This is a genomic window from Micromonospora sp. TSRI0369 (genome assembly GCF_001905625.1).
GTDB classification, from domain to species: Bacteria; Actinomycetota; Actinomycetes; order Mycobacteriales; family Micromonosporaceae; genus Micromonospora; species Micromonospora echinospora_A.
Genome location: NZ_LIVU01000003.1, coordinates 449,762 through 467,712, shown reverse-complemented (window position 1 = coordinate 467,712; position 17,951 = coordinate 449,762). Strand labels below are relative to the sequence as shown.

The window sequence follows — 17,951 nt, the reverse complement described above, 5'->3', positions numbered from 1 at the left end:
AACGGCGGTCGGCCGGACGAAGGGGCGAGCGTCCGGCCGGCCGTCACCGGGCGCCGGCGGCCCGGCGCTTGTTCCAGATGTCGAACGCCACAGCCACGAGCAGGACGAGGCCCTTCACCACCGACTGGACGGACTGGTCGACGCCCATGAGCTGCATGCCGTTGCTCATCACCGCCATGATCAGGCCACCCACCATGGCGCCGACCACGGTGCCGACCCCGCCGGTGACCGCCGCGCCGCCGATGAAGGCCGCCGCGATCGCGTCCAGCTCGAACATGTTGCCGGCGGCCGGCTGGGCGCCGTTGGACCGGGACGAGTAGATCACGCCCGCCACGGCGGACAGGAAGCCCATGTTGACGAAGATCCAGAAGTTGACCCGCTTCACCCGGACGCCGGACAGCATCGCCGCGGGCAGGTTGCCGCCGATCGCGTACACCTGCCGGCCGAACACGGTGCGGCGGGTGAGCAGGCCGTAGATCAGCACCAGCACGGCCAGCACGATGAGCACGATCGGCAGGCCGCGGGCGTTGGCGAGCTGCCAGGCGAACCACATGACCACGGCGCCGACCACCACGATCCGCAGGACGAACAGCGGGAACGACTCCACCGGCTGCTCGTGGCGCACCCGGGCGACCCGGGTCCGGAACACGGCCACCGCGTACCCGACGACGGCGAACGCGCCGATGAACAGCGTGAAGGCGTCGTAGCCCTCGCCGCCCAGCAGTCCGTTGAGGAAGCCGGCGGCGACCCGCTGGTATTCCTCGGGGAACGGCGACAGCGAGATGTTGTCCAGCACCCGCAGGGTGAGGCCGCGGAACAGGAGCATGCCGGCCAGGGTGACGATGAAGGCCGGGATCCCGGCGTACGCGACCCAGAGCCCGTGCCACGCGCCGACCGCGACGCCCACCGCGAGCGCGGCCAGCACACCGGACCACCAGGGCATGCCTTCCCGGATGACGAGCACCGCGGAGACCGCTCCGGTGAGCGCCACCACCGATCCCACGGACAGGTCGATGTGGCCACCGATGATCACGATGACCATGCCGATCGCGAGCACCAGGATGTAGGAGTACTGGAGCACGATGTTGGTGAGGTTGCCGGGGCTCAGCGAGACGCCGTCGGTGAGGACCGCGAACAGCGCGACGATCACCACCAGGGCGATGTAGATGCCGCTCTGCCGCAGGTTGCCGAGGATCAGCGTGCGCGGATCGCTGGTGCCGGTGTGCAGGCTGGCGGCCGCGCCGGTGTCGGGCGCGGCGACCTTCTGGGGCGTGGGCTTCGTGCTGGTCATCGGACGAGATCCCTGTCCTTGGTCATGAGTTCCATCAGGTTCTCCTGGGTGGCCTCGCTCACCGGCATCTCCCCGGTGATCCGGCCGGCCGCCAGGGTGTAGACGCGGTCGCACATGCCGAGCAGCTCGGGCAGCTCGGAGGAGATGAGCACGACCGCCTTGCCCTCGGCCACCAGCCGGTTGACGATCGTGTAGATCTCGAACTTCGCGCCGACGTCGATGCCCCGGGTCGGCTCGTCGAGGATCAGCACGTCCGGGTCGGTGAAGAGCCACTTCGCCAGCACGACCTTCTGCTGGTTGCCGCCGGAGAGCTTGCCCACCACCGACATGACGGTCGGCGCTTTGATGTTCATGTCGCGCCGGCCCCGCTCGGCGACCTGGATCTCGCGGTTGCCGTCGATCCAGCCGTTGCGGGCGAGCTTGTCGAGCGCGGCGGCCGAGATGTTGCCCCGGACGTCGTCGATGAGGTTGAGGCCGTAGTGCTTGCGGTCCTCGGTCGCGTACGCGATGCCGTTGGCGATCGCCTCGGCCACCGTGCGCGCCCGCACCTCGCGGCCCTTGAGGAAGAGCCGGCCGCTGATGTCCCGGCCGTAGGCGCGGCCGAACACGCTCATCGCCAGCTCGGTGCGCCCGGCGCCCATCAGGCCGGCGATGCCGACGACCTCACCGGCGCGCACGTGCAGCGAGGCCCGGTCGACCACCAGGCGGTCCTGGGTCGGGTGCCGCACGGTCCAGTCCTCGATCCGCAGCACCTCCTCGCCGGGGGTCACGTCGCGGGTCGGGTAGAAGGTGGCCAGGTCGCGTCCGACCATGCCGCGGATGATCCGGTCCTGGGTCGCGCCGCCGTCGGCCATGTCCAGCGTCTCGACGGTACGGCCGTCGCGGATCACTGTGGTCGAGTCGGCGATCGCCGTGATCTCACCGAGCTTGTGCGAGATCATGATGCAGGTGATGCCCTGGTCGCGGAGGCTGCGCATCAGGTCCAGCAGGTGCGCCGAGTCGACGTCGTTGAGCGCCGCGGTCGGCTCGTCGAGGATCAGCAGCCGCACCTTCTTGGACAGCGCCTTGGCGATCTCCACCAGTTGCTGCTTGCCGACGCCCAGCTGGATGACCGGGGTGACCGGGTTCTCGTGCAGCCCGACCGACCGCAGCAGCGCCGCGGCCTCCGCGTTGGTGCGGTGCCAGTCGATGAGCCCGCCGCGGCCCCGGCGCTCGTTGCCGAGGAAGATGTTCTCGGCGATCGACAGGTACGGCACCAGCGCGAGCTCCTGGTGGATGATGACGATGCCGCGCGCTTCGCTGTCCTGGATGCCCCGGAAGCCGACCGGCTCGCCGTCGAAGACGATCTGGCCGTCGTAGCTGCCGGCCGGGTAGACCCCGGACAGCACCTTCATCAGCGTGGACTTGCCGGCGCCGTTCTCGCCGCAGATCGCGTGGATCTCGCCGCGCCGTACGGCGAGCGAGACGTCCTGCAGCGCGGTGACCCCCGGGAAGGTCTTCGTGATGCCACGCATCTCGAGGATGTGGTCGCTCATGGGTATCCGTCCTGCTCGTGGTCGTGGTGTCCGGAGCGGGGCGGGCCCGGTGGCACGGCACGCCACCGGGCCCGGCGGTCGGATCAGCCGGCTCGGCCGGCGGCGACCTCCTGCTCGGTCAGGTAACCGGAGTCGATCAGGACGGACTTGATGTCCTCCTTGTAGACCGTCTGGACCGGCAGCAGGAACGCGGGCACCACCTTGACGCCGTTGTTGTACGCCTTGGTCTCGTTGGCCTTCGGCTCCTCCTTGCGCAGGAACGCCTCGGCGGCGATCACCGCCTGCTCGGCCAGCAGCCGGGTGTCCTTGAACACGGTCGAGCCCTGCACGCCGTCGTTGATGAGCTTGACCGACGCGACCTCGGCGTCCTGACCGGTCACCACCGGCATCTTCTTGGCGCCGCCGCGGTAGCCGGCGTTCTGCAGGGCGGTGATGATGCCCCGGGACAGGCCGTCGAAGGGCGACAGCACGCCGTCGACCTTGCTGCCGTCGTTGTAGCTGGAGGTGAGCAGGTCCTCCATCCGCTTCTGCGCGGTCTCCTGCTGCCAGCGCAGGATGGCGGCCTGCTCGATCTTGGTCTGCCCCGACTTGACCTTCAGCGTCCCCGCGTCGAGGTACGGCTTGAGCGTGTCCATCGCGCCGTTGAAGAAGAAGCCGGCGTTGTTGTCGTCGAGCGAGCCGGCGAACAACTCCACGTTGAACGGGCCGGTCGCGGTCCCCTTGGACCCGTCCTTGTTCAGCAGGCCGAGGCCGACCAGGAGCGCGTTGGCCTGCGCCACGCCCACCTTGTAGTTGTCGAAGCTGACGTAGAAGCTGACGTTGGGGCTGTTGCGGATGAGCCGGTCGTAGGAGATGACCGGGATCTTCGCCGCCGCGGCGGCCTGGAGCTGGCCGCTGAGCGCGGTGCCGTCGATCGGGGCGATGACCAGCACGTCCGCGCCCTGGGTGATCATCTGGTCGATCTGCTGCGACTGGGTGGGGATGTCGTCCCCGGCGTACTGCAGGTCGACCTTGTAGCCCTTGGCCTGCAACTTCTCCTTCACCGAGTTGCCGTCGGCGATCCACCGTTCCGAGGTCTGGGTCGGCATCGAGACGCCGATCGTCAGGTCGCCGGGCTTGGCGGAGCTGGTGTCCGAGCCGCCTCCGGCGCCCTCGCCGCTGCACGCGGCCAGGCTGATCGCGAGCGCGGCGCCGCTGACTGCGGCCAGGATTCGTCTGCGCACGAGCGTCCTCTCCCCTCCGTGGGCCCCTGTGACACAGGTAACCGTCACGGCGAGTGTTAACGCTCACAAGTTGCCCCGTCAACCAATCGCGCGAAATGTGCACGTCTCTTTCTTGTAACAGAGACGGCGGTCCAGGTAGGACGCGTCCGGGACACGCGGGGGCGGCACGTCGCGCCGCCCCCGCGGACCCGGCTCAGGAGGCGGAACAGGTGGGCGTCATGCCCGATCCGCTTCCGTTGCCCTGGAACCCGAACTCGGCACTCTGGCCGGCGCCGAGCTGGCCGTTGTAGTCGACGTTCGTGAACCGCACCGTGCCGCTGTTACCGCTCGCGGTGGCGCTCCAGGTGTTGGTGACGCTCGCGCCGCCCGGCAGCGTCATGGTGACGGTCCATCCCCGGGTGCCCGACGAGCCCGCTGTCACCTTCACGTTGGCGACGAAGCCACCGGTCCAGGAGTTCAGCGTCACCGAGGCCGTACACCCGCCCTGACCCGGCGGTGGCGTGGTCGGGTTGTTCGGCGGCGGGGTCGTGGTCGGCGGCGGGTTGTTCCCGCCCGCGTTGAGCGCGTCGAGCACGGCGTTGTACGCCGCCTTCTTGTTGCCCGAGCAGTCGAACAGCAGCGCGTTGTCCGAGCCGCGCCACGAGTCGCAGTCCCGCACGCCCCACACCGTGATGCCGGTGCAGCGCGACACCGCCAGGCAGGCCCGGGCGACAGCGGCGTAGATGTTCGCCTGGTTGCCGCCGGTCATCACGTCCAGCTCGGTGATCTGCACCTCCACGCCCAGGTCCGCGAAGCGCTGGAGGTTGGCCTGGTAGTCACCGGGGATCGTGGTGCCCAGGTGCGACTGGAAGCCGACGCAGTCGATCGGCACGCCACGCGACTTGAAGTCGCGCACCATGTTGTAGATGCCGGTCGACTTCGCGTTGATGCCGTCGGTGTTGTAGTCGTTGTAGCAGAGCTTCGCGCCCGGGTCGGCGGCGCGGGCGGCCCGGAACGCGGCCTCGATCCAGTCGTTGCCGGTGCGCTGCAGGTTCGAGTCGCGGCGCCCGCCGCTGCCGCCGTCGGCGAACGCCTCGTTCACCACGTCCCAGGCGTAGATCTGCCCCCGGAAGTGGGTGGCGACCTGGGTGACGTGATTGATCGCGGCGTTGCGCAGCGCGCTGCCGGACAGACCCTGCGCCCACGACGGCTGCTGGGCGTGCCAGAGCAACGCGTGCCCGCGCACCGACATCCCGTTCGTGCGAGCGTGGCTGACCAGCCGGTCGCCGCCGCTGTAGCTGAACCGCCCCTGCTGCGGCTCGGTGGCGTCCCACTTCATCTCGTTCTCGGCCACCACGGAGTTGAACTCGCGGTTCAGCACCGTGGCGTACGTGTTGTCGGACAGCTTGCCGGTGGCGACCGCGGCGCCGAAGTAACGGCCCTTCTCGGCCGCCGCCGCGCGAAGCGTGGTGCCGGCGCTCGCGGCCGGCGCCAGGGCCACCGCCATGCCGGCGGCTAGCGCGCCGGCCAGGATGCCGGTAGTCAGCAAGGCTCTCTTTCGTCTCATGCGGATTCCTCTTCCGGGGGTTACGCGATGGTGGTGGTGCGAGTCCCCGACTCCGCGTCCGGTGACGGTGTCGAGGTACGACCAGCGCGGCTCGCCCGGTGAGCCTTGCGGCGCTCATGCCCTGGCATCGACTGTGAGCGATAACATCCCCCGGCGTCAACCCCTGGCGCCTAGGGATAGACGTCCTCGTGCGCCTTGCGGTAGTCGGCGATCTCGCCCAGCCGCCCGGCTGCGGCGTGCGTCACCCAGGCCGGGTTGCCGAGCAGCGCGCGGCCGAGCGCGACCAGGTCGAACTCCCCGTCCACCAGCCGCGCGGCCAGGCCCGCCACCGACTCCGCGCCGCCCGCGCGCAGGAAGTCCCGGCGCAGCCCGACCGAGCCGACGGTGATCGACGGCAGGCCGGTGAGACGCTTCGCCCAGCCGGCCAGGTTCAGCGCCGAGCCGGGGAACGCCGGCTCCCAGAAGCGGCGCTGCGAGGCGTGCAGGACGTCCGCGCCGGCCTCGGCGAACGCGGTGAGGATCTGCGCCAGCTCGGCCGGAGTCTCCGCGATCCGCGCGTCGAACGCGCGCTCCTTGAACTGGGAGAACCGCACGATCACCGGCCGGTGCGCCGGGACCTGCGCGCGGACCGCGCGGACCACGGCCGCCGGGAACGCCGCCCGCCGCGCCGGCGAGCCACCGAACGCGTCGGTCCGGCGGTTCGTGTACGGCCACAGGAACTCGTCCAGCAGGTAACCGTGCGCGGCGTGGATCTCGATCGCGTCGAACCCGGCCCGGACCGCCACCCGGGCCGCGTCCGCGTACGCCGCCAGCAGCTCGTCCGCGTCGGCGGCGGTCATCGCGTGCGGCGCGGGGCGGCCCGGCTCGCGTACCCCCGAGGGGGTCCACGCCGGAGCGCCGTCCACCGGCTCGCGCAGGCTGCCCAGGTGCCACAGTTGCGCGGCGATCCGGCCGCCGGCGGCGTGCACCGCGTCGACCACGCCGCGCCAGCCGACCTCGGCCGCGCCGGCGGTCATCCGCGGCACGGTGTCCTCGTGGCCGGCGCTGGGATGGTCCACCAGCACGCCCTCGGTGACGATCAGGCCGACGCCCGCCGCGGCGCGGCGCCGGTAGTACTCGGCCATCTCCGGCGTCGGCACGCCGCCCGGCGCGCGGTTACGGGTCATCGGCGCCATCACGAAGCGGGACGGCAACGACAGCCCGGCGACGGTGACCGGTTCCAGCAGCGGCGTCACCGGCGATCCGGTGTCCAGAGTCGCGTTCATGACCCGACGCTAGGAGTTGACACCGGTGTCAAGGGCAAGCGCTCAGGCGGCCGGATCCCGGGTGTCCTCGGTCACTGTCATGTCGGCCACCACGTCGTCGAGCACCGCGACGGCGTGCGCGAGGCGTGCCATCTCGGCGGTCATCCGGGCCCGTTCCTCGCGCAGCCGGTCGGTCAGCCACGAGGTGCGGATCTCCGGGTCGGTCACGCAGGGCAGCAGCTCGACCATCCGGCGGCTGCTCAGCCCGGCGTCGAACAGCCGCTGGATGAGCCGGACCCGGTCCACCGCCGACTCGGCGAAGACCCGCTGGCCGCTCGGTGTGCGCAGGGCGGCGAGCAGGCCCTGCTGCTCGTAGTACCGGATGGACCGGGCGCTGACCCCGGTACGCGCCGACAGCTCCCCGATCCGCATCGCGCCCCCGTGTCCGTGCGTCCCCGCTCGCCCGCCGGGCAGCGGCGGCCGGGCCGTCAGTGGGTGCTCACGACGATACCGGCGACCGGGCCGCGCGTCGTTCCCGCAAGCGGGTGCCTCCGGTATGGTAATCGACTACCGCCGATGTTATCGGTCACATCGATGCTGTCGGCAGCCGCGGGAGCCCCGCCACTCATCGCGCGCGCCCCGGGCAGGCGCCGCGCACCGGAACGTCGCCGGCCGCTGCACGCAGGCGGCCTGCCGCGCATCCGGCACCCACCACATCGCCTGCACGGCGAGGAGCCCTTTCATGAGTGAGCACAACGTCCGACAAGTCCGCCGGCGGATCGGCCTGGTGGCCGCCGTCGCGGCCCTCACCGTCACCGGCGGCCTGACCGTCACCGGCAACGCCCAGGCCGCCGCTGGCTGCCGGGTCACCTACACCGTGCCGTCGCAATGGCCGGGCGGTTTCACCGCCGACGTCACGGTCGCCAACCTGGGCAGCCCGGTCAACGGCTGGGAGCTGACCTGGACGTTCCCGTCGGGGCAGCGGGTGACGCAGGCATGGAACGCGACCGTCACCGCGGCCGGCGCCCGGCAGACCGCGAAGAACATGAGCTACAACGCCACGATCAGCACCGACGCGAGCGTGTCCTTCGGGTTCAACGGGGCCTGGACCGGCGCCAACACGGCGCCCACCTCGTTCGCCCTCAACGGCGTCACCTGCGGCGGCAGCGGAGGCGGGCCGACCTCCACCCCGCCGCCATCGCCCTCGCCGTCGGTCTCCCGGTCGCCCTCGCCGTCGCCGTCCACGTCGCCGTCGCCGTCGGACGACGCGATGGCCACCGTCGCCGCCATGCAGCCCGGGTGGGGACTGGGGAACACGTTCGACGCCATCCCCGACGAGACGTCGTGGGGCAACCCGCCGGTGACACAGGCGTTGCTGCACCAGGTGCGTTCCCAGGGCTACCGCAGCATCCGCATGCCGGTGACCTGGAGCAACCACCACGGTCCCGCCCCCGACTACACCATCGACGCGGCCTGGTTGAGCCGGATCCGCCAGGTGGTCGACTGGGCGCTGGCCGAGGACCTGTACGTGCTGATCAACCTGCATCACGACTCGTGGCAGTGGCTCAACGCCTATCCCGGTGACCGCACCACCGTGCTGAACCGGTACACCGCGTTGTGGACCCAGATCGCCACCACCTTCCGCGACCACTCGTCCAGGCTGCTCTTCGAGAGCATCAACGAGCCTCAGTTCACCGGCACCGCGAGTGACGCGCAGAGCGACCAGGTGCTGGACGAGCTGAACACCGCGTTCGTTCGCCTGGTACGCCCCACCGGCGGGAACAACACCGACCGCGTACTGGTGCTGCCCACCCTGCACACCAGCTCCGAGCAGGCCCGGCTCGACGCGCTGTCGGCCACGATCTCCCGCCTCCAGGACGACCACATCGCCGCGACCGTCCACTTCTACGGATGGTGGCCGTTCAGCGTCAACATCGCCGGCGGCACCCGGTACGACGCCAACGTCGAACAGGACCTGGTCGACGGCTTCAACCGGGTGCGCGACACGTTCGTCGCCCGGGGCATCCCGGTGGTCGTCGGCGAGTGGGCGCTGCTCAGCTACGACTACACCCGGCCCGGCATCATCGAACGAGGGGAACTGCTCAAGTTCTTCGAGGCCGTCGGCTACCACGCCCGCAGCCGGGGTCTCACCACTGTCCTCTGGGACGCCGGATCGTTCCTCAACCGCAACGACCTCCAGTGGCGCGACCCCGGCCTGTTCGCCCTGATGAAGGCGAGCTGGACCACCCGCTCCGCGACCGCGTCCTCGGACCGGATCTACGTGCCCCGCACCGGCGCCGTCACCGCCGAAACGCTCACACTCGATCTGCACGGCACGTCGTTCCAGGGGCTGTGGCAGAACGGCAGCAGGCTGACCGAGGGCGCCGACTACACAGTGTCCGGCACCACGCTCACGCTGACCGCGGCGGCCATGGCCCGGCTGGCCGGCAACCGCGCCCCGGGCGTCAACGCCACCGTCGAGGCCCGCTTCTCCGCCGGCGTGCCGTGGCAGATCAGCGTCGTCTCGTACGATCCGCCGACGCAGTCAGCGGCGACCGGCACGACCGGCGCCTTCGCCGTACCCACCCGGTTCAACGGCGATGAGCTGGCCACGATGGAGGCGAAGTACACCGACGGCAGCCCCGCCGGGCCGGCGAACTGGACCCCGTACAAGGAGTTCTGGACGCACTTCCAGCCCGACTACGCCGCGAACACGATCATCCTGAAGCCGGAGTTCTTCGCCGAGGTCGACGACGGCCCGGTCACGCTCACCTTCCACTTCTGGAGCGGCACCCAGGTCACGTACCGGATAGTCAGGTCCGGAGACACGGTGACCGGCAGCCCCGCCTGACCGGCGCTCCGGGTCCCGGCGGGGCAAACCGGGACCCGGACCGGCCGTCAGGACAGCAGCTCGACGTACCCGTCGGTGCCGTGCACGCGGATCCGCCCGCCGTCGGGAATCAGCCGGGTCGCGTCCGGCACCGCCACCACCGCGGGCAGGCCGTACTCGCGGGCGATCACCGCGCCGTGCGTCATCAGGCCGCCGATCTCCGTCACCAGTCCCGCGACGGCCACGAACAGCGGCGTCCAGCTCGGGTCGGTGTACGCGGTGACGAGGATGTCGCCCGGCTCCACGTCGGCCCGGGTCAGGTCCGTCACGACCCGCGCCCGCCCCTCGACCACGCCGGCCGAGACCGCCAGCCCGGCCAGGGCCCCCGGGGGCACGTCGTCGCGCCGGTACGAGCCGTTGAGCGCCTCCCCGTCGGAGGTGAGCACCCGGGGCGGAGTGAGCGCCTGGTGCGCCCGGAACTCCTCGCGGCGCCGCCGGATCAGCCCGGCGTCGGCCCGCCCGGTGGCCGCGACCTCGCGGAACTCGTCGAAGGTGAGGTAAGAGACGTCCTCCGGATCGGCCAGCGCACCGGCCCGGGCCAGCCGGCCGGCCTCGGCCAGCAGCGCCTGCTTGTAGACGGCGTAGCGGCTGACGATGTCGTACTTCGGGTACTCGCGGTAGCCGGCGAACGTGCGTACCCGGTCGATCATGCGCTGCGTCTCGGCGGCCTTGCGGTCACCGTCGGGCAGCGCGCGCAGGCGGTCCAGCACCTCCCGGGCCTTCGCCTCGGCCCGCTCCCGGCCGTGCGCGAAGCGCCGGGCGGCCGCGCCCGGGGTGAAGGTGCGGACGTTGTCCAGGATCAGCGGGACGAGCGTGGCCGGGCGCTCGCTCCACCGTGGCCGGGTGATGTCGATCTCGCCGACGCAGCGCATGCCGTACCGGTCGAGATAGCCCTCGACGGCCTCGCGCACCTGCGCGCCGCCCGGCAGTTTCGGCAGCTCGTCCAGGAACCCGTCGCCGGCGTCGCGCAGGAACGCCACCACCTCGGGGTACGGCCGGATCACGTCGGCCACGTCGAGCAGCGCCAGCCCCATCTCGGCGGTGACGTTGCCGGGCGCGGACAGCGTGAGCGTGTCGGCGGCGTCGCGTTCGCCGAGCCACTCCCCCAGCTTGTCGTTGAGCCACCAGGCGGCCTGCATCCCCGCCATGATCACCTGGGCGCTCACCGGATCGGTGAGCACCCGCTTGTGCTCGGCGAACGCCTCGATCAGGAAGTCGAACAGCTCCGGTCCGCTGCGGCCCTCGATGTCGCGGCGCAGGGCGGCGACGGACGCCTGGCTGCGCGCGACGAGGCCGGCGACGATCGCCGGATCGGTCTCGATCGGCGGCGGCCCGGCCGGAGCCGGCTCCGGGTCCGGCGTCGTCGGCAGGACGTCCCGCGCCAGGACCGTCTCCAGCGCGTCCCGGGTGAGCGGGTCGGCCCGGCCGATCATGCCCAGGAACGCGGTACGGCCGGCCGGGGTGGACAGGTGCGGCGTGGCGTCGACGAACAGCCGGCCGCCCGCCTCGTGCATCGGCGCCATGGCGGTCAGCCGCCACATCGACAGACCCAGCGGCTTCATCGCGTCGGTCATCATCTGCTGGTGGCCGACCGACAGGTAGACGTGGAACGTCCCGTCGGCGGCGGCAGCCGGCACCGGGAACAGCGTCGTGATCGGCCGGCTCTGCAGGATGTGGATGTCGTCGCCGGTCAGCGCCCACTCGACGTCCTGCGGGCAGCCGAAGTACGCCTCGATCCGCCGGCCCAGCGCGGCGAGGCGTACCGCCTGCGCGTCGGTCAGCGCCGGCTGCGCCTGCCGCGCCGGGTCGACGGGTTCCTGCCGGGTGCCGCCGCCGGGCGCCGCATGCACCGCCCGTGACTTCGTGCCGAGCGTCCGGCCGACCACAGCGCCGTCGCGCACCGTGAACACGTCCGGGTTCACCAGGCCGGAGACCAGGGCCTCGCCCAGGCCGAAGCCCGCCTCCACCGAGACCACCCGCCGGTCGCCGGTGACCGGATCGGCGGTGAAGAGGACCCCGGCGGCGTCCGGGAAGACCATCCGCTGCACCACCACCGCCATGTCCACGGCGCGGTCGTCGATGCCGTGGCGCCGCCGGTAGGTCACCGCGCGGTCGGTGAACAGCGAGGCCCAGCAGCGGCTGACGTGCCGCAGCACCTCGGCCGTGCCGATCACGTTGAGGTAGGTGTCCTGCTGGCCGGCGAACGAGGCGTCCGGCAGGTCCTCGGCTGTCGCACTCGACCGCACCGCGTACGCGGCCTCCGCGCCGAGCCCGGCCAGCGCGGCGGTGACCGCCGCCGCGACGTCGCCCGGCAGCTCGGCCCGCTCGACCGCGCGCCGGACGTCGGCGGCGGCCGCGCGCAGCGCCGCCGGGTCGTCCGCGTCCGCGCGGGCCAGCCGGTCCAGCGGGCCGGCCAGCGCCGGCGTCCGCGCCACCAGCCGGAAGGCGTCCGTCGTCACGCAGAAACCCGGGGGTACGCGCACCCCGTCGATCCGCGTCAGCGCCCCCAGGTGCGCGCCCTTGCCGCCGACGATCCGCGCCTCGTCCACCTCGTGCAGTTGCCACACGTACCGTCCGGTCATGCCGTGCCCCCGTTTTCGCAGCTCAACCCGCACCGGCCGATGATTCTGCGGCATCACCGGGGCCTTGCGGCAAGACCCGGGGTGCGATATACATTGATGGTGGCGAGGAGATCTGTCTCCTTGCCTTTCGTTTTGCCGCACCACGAACCCCTGCCCTGACCCGCCGCCGTCACGTGAGTCAGATCTCCCCGCCCCGGGTGGAGTGCCGGGGGCGCGACGGGGCAAGAAGCGATCACGAGGCCGCGACGCGGCCCGGACGAGCGGGATCGGACGGGGTGGGGGAGACTCGGGCGATGAGCGGCGCTGACACCGACCCGCATACGCGCGCCGACGTCTTCGCCGTCGACGGTGAGATCGGGCCGGACCTGGCGCGGGTCGACTGGTCCGCGCACCCGCTCGGGCCGCCGGACACCTGGCCGCAGAGCCTGCGGACCTCGGTGCGGATCCTGCTGTCCTCCCGGTTCCCGATGTGGATGGCCTGGGGTCCGCAGCTGACGTTCTTCTGCAACGCCGCCTACCGGCGGGACACGCTCGGCCGCAAGTACCCGTGGGCGCTGGGCCGCCCGGCGAACGAGGTGTGGACCGAGATCTGGGACGACATCGGCCCCCGCATCGACACCGTGCTGCGCACCGGCGAGGCGACCTGGGACGAGGGCCTGCTGCTGTTCCTGGAGCGTGCCGGCTACCGGGAGGAGACGTACCACACGTTCTCCTACAGCCCGCTGCGCGACGACGACGGCAGCCTGGTCGGGATGCTCTGCGTGGTCAGCGAGGACACCGAACGGGTCATCGGCGAGCGGCGGATGGCGACGCTGCGCGACCTCGGCTCGGACCCGAGCGTCATCCGCACCGAGCAGGAGACGCTCACGTTCGTCAGCCGCCAGCTGGCCCGCAACCAGCAGGACCTGCCGTTCACGCTCACCTACCTGTACGACGGCGGCGACGCCCGGCTGGTGGAGGCGACCGGGCTGGCGGCCGGCCACCCGGCGGCCCCGGCCATGCTGTCCCTCACCGACCCCGCCGCCCCGTGGCCCGCCGGCGCCCTCACCGAGGGCGAGTCGGTACGGGTGGCGCTCGACGGCCCGGCCTTCGCCGACCTCCCCGCGGGTGTCTGGCCCGCCCCGCCGGCCGAGGCGCTGGTGGTGCCGCTGCGGCAGCAGGGCGGCGCGCCGTACGGGTTCCTGGTGGCGGGGCTGAACCGCTACCGGGCGCTGGACGACGGCTACCGCGGCTTCGTGGAGCTGACCGCCGGGCACCTGGCGACCGGCATCGCCAGCGCCCGCAGCTACCAGGCGCAGCAGCGGCGGGCCGAGGAGCTCGCCGAGCTGGACCGCGCCAAGACCGCCTTCTTCTCCAACATCAGTCACGAGTTCCGCACCCCGCTGACGTTGATCATGGGACCGGTGGACGAGCTGCGCGGCCGGCTGCGCGACGCCGACGAGCGGGTCCGCGCGGAGCTGGACGTCATCCGCCGCAACGGGCTTCGCCTGGGCAAGCTCGTCAACAGCCTGCTCGACTTCTCCCGGATCGAGGCGGGCCGGATGCAGGCCCGCTACGAGCCGGTGGACCTGGCCGCGGTGACCGCCGACCTGGCCAGCATCTTCCGGTCGGCGATCGAGCGCGCCGGACTCTCCTTCGAGGTCGACTGCCCGCCCCTGCCCGAACCGGTGCACGTGGACCGGGGGATGTGGGAGAAGGTGGTGCTCAACCTGCTCAGCAACGCGCTGAAGTTCACCTTCGACGGGACCGTGCGGGTGCTGATGCGCACCGAGGACGGGATGGCCGTGCTGCGCATCGCCGACACCGGCATCGGCGTCCCCGCCGAGGAGATGCCGCGCCTGTTCGAACGGTTCCACCGCATCGAGAACGCCCGCTCCCGCTCCGACGAGGGCAGCGGGATCGGCCTCGCCCTGGTCAAGGAGCTGATCTCGCTGCACGGCGGCGACATCGACGCCCACAGCACAGTGGGCGGCGGCACCACCTTCACCGTCCGGGTGCCGTTCGGCACCGCCCACCTGCCCGCCGACGCGCTCGCCCCGGCCGCCGCCGGCCGCACGCCCGTGTCCGCCGAGCCGTTCGTGCAGGAGGCGCTGCGCTGGCTGCCCGCCGACCCGGGCGCCTCGGCCGGCGGGGACGACCCGGCCGCGGCGGACGGGCCGGTCCAGCCGCTGCCCGGTGGGGCGCCGGCCCGCGTCCTGGTGGCCGACGACAACGCCGACATGCGGGAGTACCTCGCCCGGCTGCTCCGCTCGGCCGGGCACGAGGTGCACACGGTCGCCGACGGGCGGGCCGCGCTGGACGCCGCCCGCGCGCGGCGGCACGACCTCGTGGTCAGCGACGTGATGATGCCCCGGCTCGACGGCCTGCAACTGGTGGCCGCGCTGCGCGCCGACCCCCGTACGGCCGGCACCCCGGTGCTGCTGCTGTCCGCCCGCGCCGGTCAGGAGGCCTCGATCGAAGGGCTGGAGGCCGGCGCCGACGACTACCTGGTCAAGCCGTTCCCGGCCGCCGAGCTGCTGGCCCGCGTGCGCGCGAACGTGGAGCTGGCGAGGCTGCGCAACCACCACGCCCGCTGGCGCACCGCGCTCGTCGACTCGTTGCAGGAGGCGTTCTTCGTCTGCGACGAGGACGGCGCCGTGGTCGAGATCAACGCGGCGTTCACCGACATCCTCGGCTACGGGACCGAGGGCCTGCCCTATCCGGCGGTGCAGCCGTGGTGGCCGGATCAGGAGGCCGAACCCGAGGCGCACCGCCAGGTGGCCGCCGCGTTCTCCCTGCTGGTCGGCCAGTCCCGGGGCACCTACACCGTGCCGGTGACCCACCGCGACGGGCACCGCATCTGGATCTCGGCCGCGTTCAACCAGGTCGACGACCCGGACAGCGGCCGGCGGATGATCGTGGGCACGTTCCGCGACGTGACCGCCGAGCACTACGCCGTCCAGCGGGAGACCGCCCTGGCCGGGCTCAGCATGCGGCTGTCCCAGGCCGACGACCTCACCGACGCGCTGCTCGGCGTACTGGACGAGCTGCGCAAGCTGTGGCGGGCCGCGGGCGTGCTCACCGCCGTCTTCGGTGACGAGCCCGCCCCCCTGGTGACCGCCACCGACCCGGCGACCCGGTGGGAGACGCTGCCCGGCAAACGCCGGCAGGCTCTGCTCGCGCTGCGGGACACCCCGCTGCTGACGCCGGTGGCGACACGTACGCACGGCGCCGGCATCGCCGTCGAGCACCCGCACGGCACCATGGCGCTCTGGATCGACCTGGGCGAGAAGCGGCCCTTCACCGAGCAGGACCAGACCCTGCTGGCGCTGCTGGCCGGCCACATCGGTCAGGGACTGCACCGGGTGCACCAGATCGACCAGCAGCGGGAGACGGCGCTGGCCCTGCAGCGGGCGATCCTCGGCCCGGCGCAACTGCCCGCCGGCTTCGCCGTGCGGTACTCCCCCGCCGCGGTGCCGTTGAAGGTCGGCGGCGACTGGTACGACACGGTGGAGCTGCCGGACGGGCGCATCGGCATCGTGGTCGGCGACTGCGTGGGACACGGCCTGGGGGCCGCCACCGTGATGGGGCAGCTGCGCAGCGCCTGCCGCGCCCTGCTGTTGCAGGACCCCGGCCCGGCCCGGACGCTGGCGGCGCTGGACCGGTTCGCCGCGTTGCTTCCCGGCGCGTCCTGCGCCACCGTCTTCTGCGGCGTCCTCGACCCGGCCACCGGCCTGATGCGCTACTCCAGCGCCGGTCACCCACCGGCCATCGTGGTCGGCGCCGACGGCACGCCGCAGCTCCTGCAGCACGGCCGGTCCCGGCCGCTGGCCGTGCGTGCGGGTGAGGAACGCCCGGAGGCGGAGGCGACGGTGCCGCCGCGCGCCACCCTGATGCTCTACACCGACGGCCTGGTGGAACGCCGCCGCCAGCCGATCACCGTCGGCATCGCCCGCGCCACCGACGCCATCCAGCAGGGACACCACGCGCCGGTGGAGGTGCTCGCCACCGAGATCATGGAGCGGCTCACCCCCGACGGCGGCTACCACGACGACGTGGCGCTGCTGCTCTACCGCCACCCCGGGCCGCTGGAGCTGGACTTCCCGGCCGAGTCGACGCGGCTGGCCGAGGTGCGCAGCGCGCTGCGGGGCTGGCTGGACCGCTGCGGGCTGGCCCCGGCCCACGCCTACAACGTCCTGGTGGCGGCCGGGGAGGCGTGCGCCAACGCCATCGAGCACGGGCACCGCGACAACCCGGGCGGGCGGATCCGGCTGCGCGCCGCCGCCACCGCCGACAACCTGCGCCTGAGCGTCACCGACAGCGGTCACTGGCGGGAACGGGAGCAGGCTCCCGACCCGCACCGCGGCCGAGGGCTCGTGCTCATGCGCGCGCTGATGGACAACATCAGCGTCACCCCGGGGGCCACCGGCACCACAGTCGACATGCAGGCGAGGATCACCGCATGAGCGCGTCCCTGACTCTGACCACGAGCGACCGCCCCGACGGCGTGCGCGTGCTGACCGCCGTCGGCGAGATCGACATGAGCAACGCGTCCTCGTTCGCCGAGGCGCTGGCGGAGGCGGTACGGCCCGAGGGCGAACCCCTGGTCGTGGACCTCACGAAGGTCGAGTACCTGGACAGCGCCGGGCTGGCCGCGCTGTTCCCGCACGCCGACCGGATCGCGCTGATCGCCGGTCCGATGCTGGAGCCGCTGCTGGCCATCTCCGGGCTGGCCGACCTCACCACCGTCCGCCGCGCCTGACGTCGCCGCGCGGTCAGGAGGCGTTGCGCACGATCACCAGCGGGGACTGGGCGTGGTGCAGCACCGCGTGGCTGACCGAGCCGAGCAGCAGCCCGCCCAGCGCGCCCCGCCCGTGCGCGCCGACCACGACGAGCCGGGCGGACTTCGACTCCTCCACCAGCACCCGGGCCGGGGCGCCGCGGACCGACCGCTGCCGTACCGGCACGTCCGGGTAGCGCTCGGCCCAGCCGGCGATCGACTCGGCGACCACCCGCCGGGACTCCTCGGCGAGCTCCGCCGGGTCGTACACCAGGGGCAGGATGTCGCCGGGCCCGAGCGGGGTGGGATAGAGCCAGGCGTGCACCACGACCAGCGGCGCGTCCCGGCGGGCGGCCTCCTCGTACGCGAAGCCGACCGCCGCGGTGGACAGCTCGGAGCCGTCCACACCGACCACGACGGGGCCGTCGGCGCGCGCCTCGCCGCGCGTCACCAGCACCGGGCAGTGGGCGCGGGCGGACACCTGGAGCGTGACCGAACCGATCAGCAGGCCGGCGAAGCCGCCCAGGCCACGGTGGCCGAGCACGACCAGCGCGGCGTCGCGGGACTCCGCGACCAGCACCGCCGCCGGCGCGCCGTCGACGACCACACCGGTGACGGGTACGTCCGGCGCGACCTTGGCGGCTTCGGCGACCGCCTCGGCGACGCAACGTTCGGCCTGGTTGCGCAGGCCGGCGCCGGCGGGCGCGCCCGGGGCCGGGGTGAGCGGCGCGCGGGTCAGCGGCCAGATGAACGCGTGCACCACCTGCAGCGGCCGATTCCGGTCGGCGGCCTCGCGGGCGGCCACCCGGACCGCGTCCAGCGAGGCGGCGGAGCCGTCCACGCCCACCACGACGGGGGCCTGCGAGTGGATTGTCATGTCG

At 72.5% G+C, this 17,951-nt stretch carries 11 protein-coding genes; 3 read left to right on the top strand and 8 right to left on the bottom strand.

Annotation, left to right across the window (positions count from 1 at the left end):
• Positions 1-43: 43 nt before the first annotated feature.
• The 6 genes from mmsB to AMK25_RS10925 form a co-directional block, all read right to left on the bottom strand.
• Entirely contained in the window at positions 44-1,291 is a 1,248-nt protein-coding gene (mmsB, locus tag AMK25_RS10950) for a multiple monosaccharide ABC transporter permease (protein ID WP_073828097.1), read from the bottom strand.
• Positions 1,288-2,826 carry a multiple monosaccharide ABC transporter ATP-binding protein gene (mmsA, locus tag AMK25_RS10945; RefSeq protein ID WP_073828095.1) on the bottom strand — a complete coding sequence of 513 codons (1,539 nt, stop codon included), beginning with the start codon at positions 2,824-2,826 and terminating at the stop codon, positions 1,288-1,290. The genes mmsB and mmsA overlap by 4 nt, the downstream gene beginning before the upstream one ends.
• Before the next feature lie 83 nt (positions 2,827-2,909).
• Positions 2,910-4,049, bottom strand: a complete 1,140-nt coding sequence (gene chvE / locus AMK25_RS10940; protein WP_073828092.1) for a multiple monosaccharide ABC transporter substrate-binding protein — start codon at positions 4,047-4,049, stop codon at positions 2,910-2,912.
• A 193-nt stretch (positions 4,050-4,242) separates the two neighbouring features.
• On the bottom strand, positions 4,243-5,595 hold the full coding sequence (locus AMK25_RS10935) for an endo-1,4-beta-xylanase (protein ID WP_073828090.1): 1,353 nt from the start codon (positions 5,593-5,595) through the stop codon (positions 4,243-4,245).
• A 170-nt stretch (positions 5,596-5,765) separates the two neighbouring features.
• Positions 5,766-6,860 carry an oxidoreductase gene (locus AMK25_RS10930; RefSeq protein ID WP_073828088.1) on the bottom strand — a complete coding sequence of 365 codons (1,095 nt, stop codon included), beginning with the start codon at positions 6,858-6,860 and terminating at the stop codon, positions 5,766-5,768.
• Positions 6,861-6,902: 42 nt separating this feature from the next.
• Complete coding sequence (locus AMK25_RS10925; RefSeq protein ID WP_073828086.1) at positions 6,903-7,271, bottom strand: MerR family transcriptional regulator; 369 nt, start codon at positions 7,269-7,271, stop codon at positions 6,903-6,905.
• 310 nt (positions 7,272-7,581) lie between these two features.
• On the opposite strand from AMK25_RS10925, the gene AMK25_RS10920 reads away from it, so the two are divergent.
• The gene (locus tag AMK25_RS10920) at positions 7,582-9,690 is read left to right on the top strand and encodes a cellulase family glycosylhydrolase (RefSeq protein WP_073828083.1); all 2,109 of its coding nucleotides are present in this window, start codon (positions 7,582-7,584) and stop codon (positions 9,688-9,690) included.
• Between the two features lie 47 nt (positions 9,691-9,737).
• Here AMK25_RS10920 and rph read toward each other — a convergent pair whose 3' ends face one another.
• Positions 9,738-12,311, bottom strand: coding sequence for a rifamycin-inactivating phosphotransferase (gene rph / locus AMK25_RS10915; RefSeq protein WP_073828081.1), 2,574 nt, complete (start codon positions 12,309-12,311; stop codon positions 9,738-9,740).
• A gap of 293 nt (positions 12,312-12,604) precedes the next feature.
• Here rph and AMK25_RS10910 point away from each other — a divergent pair, with 293 nt between their 5' ends.
• A complete protein-coding gene (locus AMK25_RS10910; protein WP_073828078.1) occupies positions 12,605-16,756 on the top strand; it encodes a SpoIIE family protein phosphatase in 4,152 nt (1,383 codons plus the stop codon).
• Positions 16,753-17,052, top strand: coding sequence for an STAS domain-containing protein (locus AMK25_RS10905; RefSeq protein WP_073828077.1), 300 nt, complete (start codon positions 16,753-16,755; stop codon positions 17,050-17,052). Before AMK25_RS10910 ends, AMK25_RS10905 begins: the two co-directional genes overlap by 4 nt.
• 13 nt (positions 17,053-17,065) lie before the next feature.
• Here AMK25_RS10905 and AMK25_RS10900 read toward each other — a convergent pair whose 3' ends face one another.
• Positions 17,066-17,947, bottom strand: coding sequence for a universal stress protein (locus tag AMK25_RS10900; protein WP_073828634.1), 882 nt, complete (start codon positions 17,945-17,947; stop codon positions 17,066-17,068).
• Positions 17,948-17,951: the final 4 nt, after the last annotated feature.

What these genes read in the sequence shown, in the direction of transcription:
- mmsA (WP_073828095.1), bottom strand. Translation starts at nt 2,826, where the DNA reads ATGAGCGACCACATCCTCGAGATGCGTGGCATCACGAAGACCTTCCCG.
- AMK25_RS10910 (WP_073828078.1), top strand. Translation starts at nt 12,605, where the DNA reads ATGAGCGGCGCTGACACCGACCCGCATACGCGCGCCGACGTCTTCGCC.
- AMK25_RS10905 (WP_073828077.1), top strand. Translation starts at nt 16,753, where the DNA reads ATGAGCGCGTCCCTGACTCTGACCACGAGCGACCGCCCCGACGGCGTG.
- rph (WP_073828081.1), bottom strand. Translation starts at nt 12,311, where the DNA reads ATGACCGGACGGTACGTGTGGCAACTGCACGAGGTGGACGAGGCGCGG.
- AMK25_RS10925 (WP_073828086.1), bottom strand. Translation starts at nt 7,271, where the DNA reads ATGCGGATCGGGGAGCTGTCGGCGCGTACCGGGGTCAGCGCCCGGTCC.
- AMK25_RS10935 (WP_073828090.1), bottom strand. Translation starts at nt 5,595, where the DNA reads ATGAGACGAAAGAGAGCCTTGCTGACTACCGGCATCCTGGCCGGCGCG.
- AMK25_RS10930 (WP_073828088.1), bottom strand. Translation starts at nt 6,860, where the DNA reads ATGAACGCGACTCTGGACACCGGATCGCCGGTGACGCCGCTGCTGGAA.
- mmsB (WP_073828097.1), bottom strand. Translation starts at nt 1,291, where the DNA reads ATGACCAGCACGAAGCCCACGCCCCAGAAGGTCGCCGCGCCCGACACC.
- AMK25_RS10920 (WP_073828083.1), top strand. Translation starts at nt 7,582, where the DNA reads ATGAGTGAGCACAACGTCCGACAAGTCCGCCGGCGGATCGGCCTGGTG.
- AMK25_RS10900 (WP_073828634.1), bottom strand. Translation starts at nt 17,947, where the DNA reads ATGACAATCCACTCGCAGGCCCCCGTCGTGGTGGGCGTGGACGGCTCC.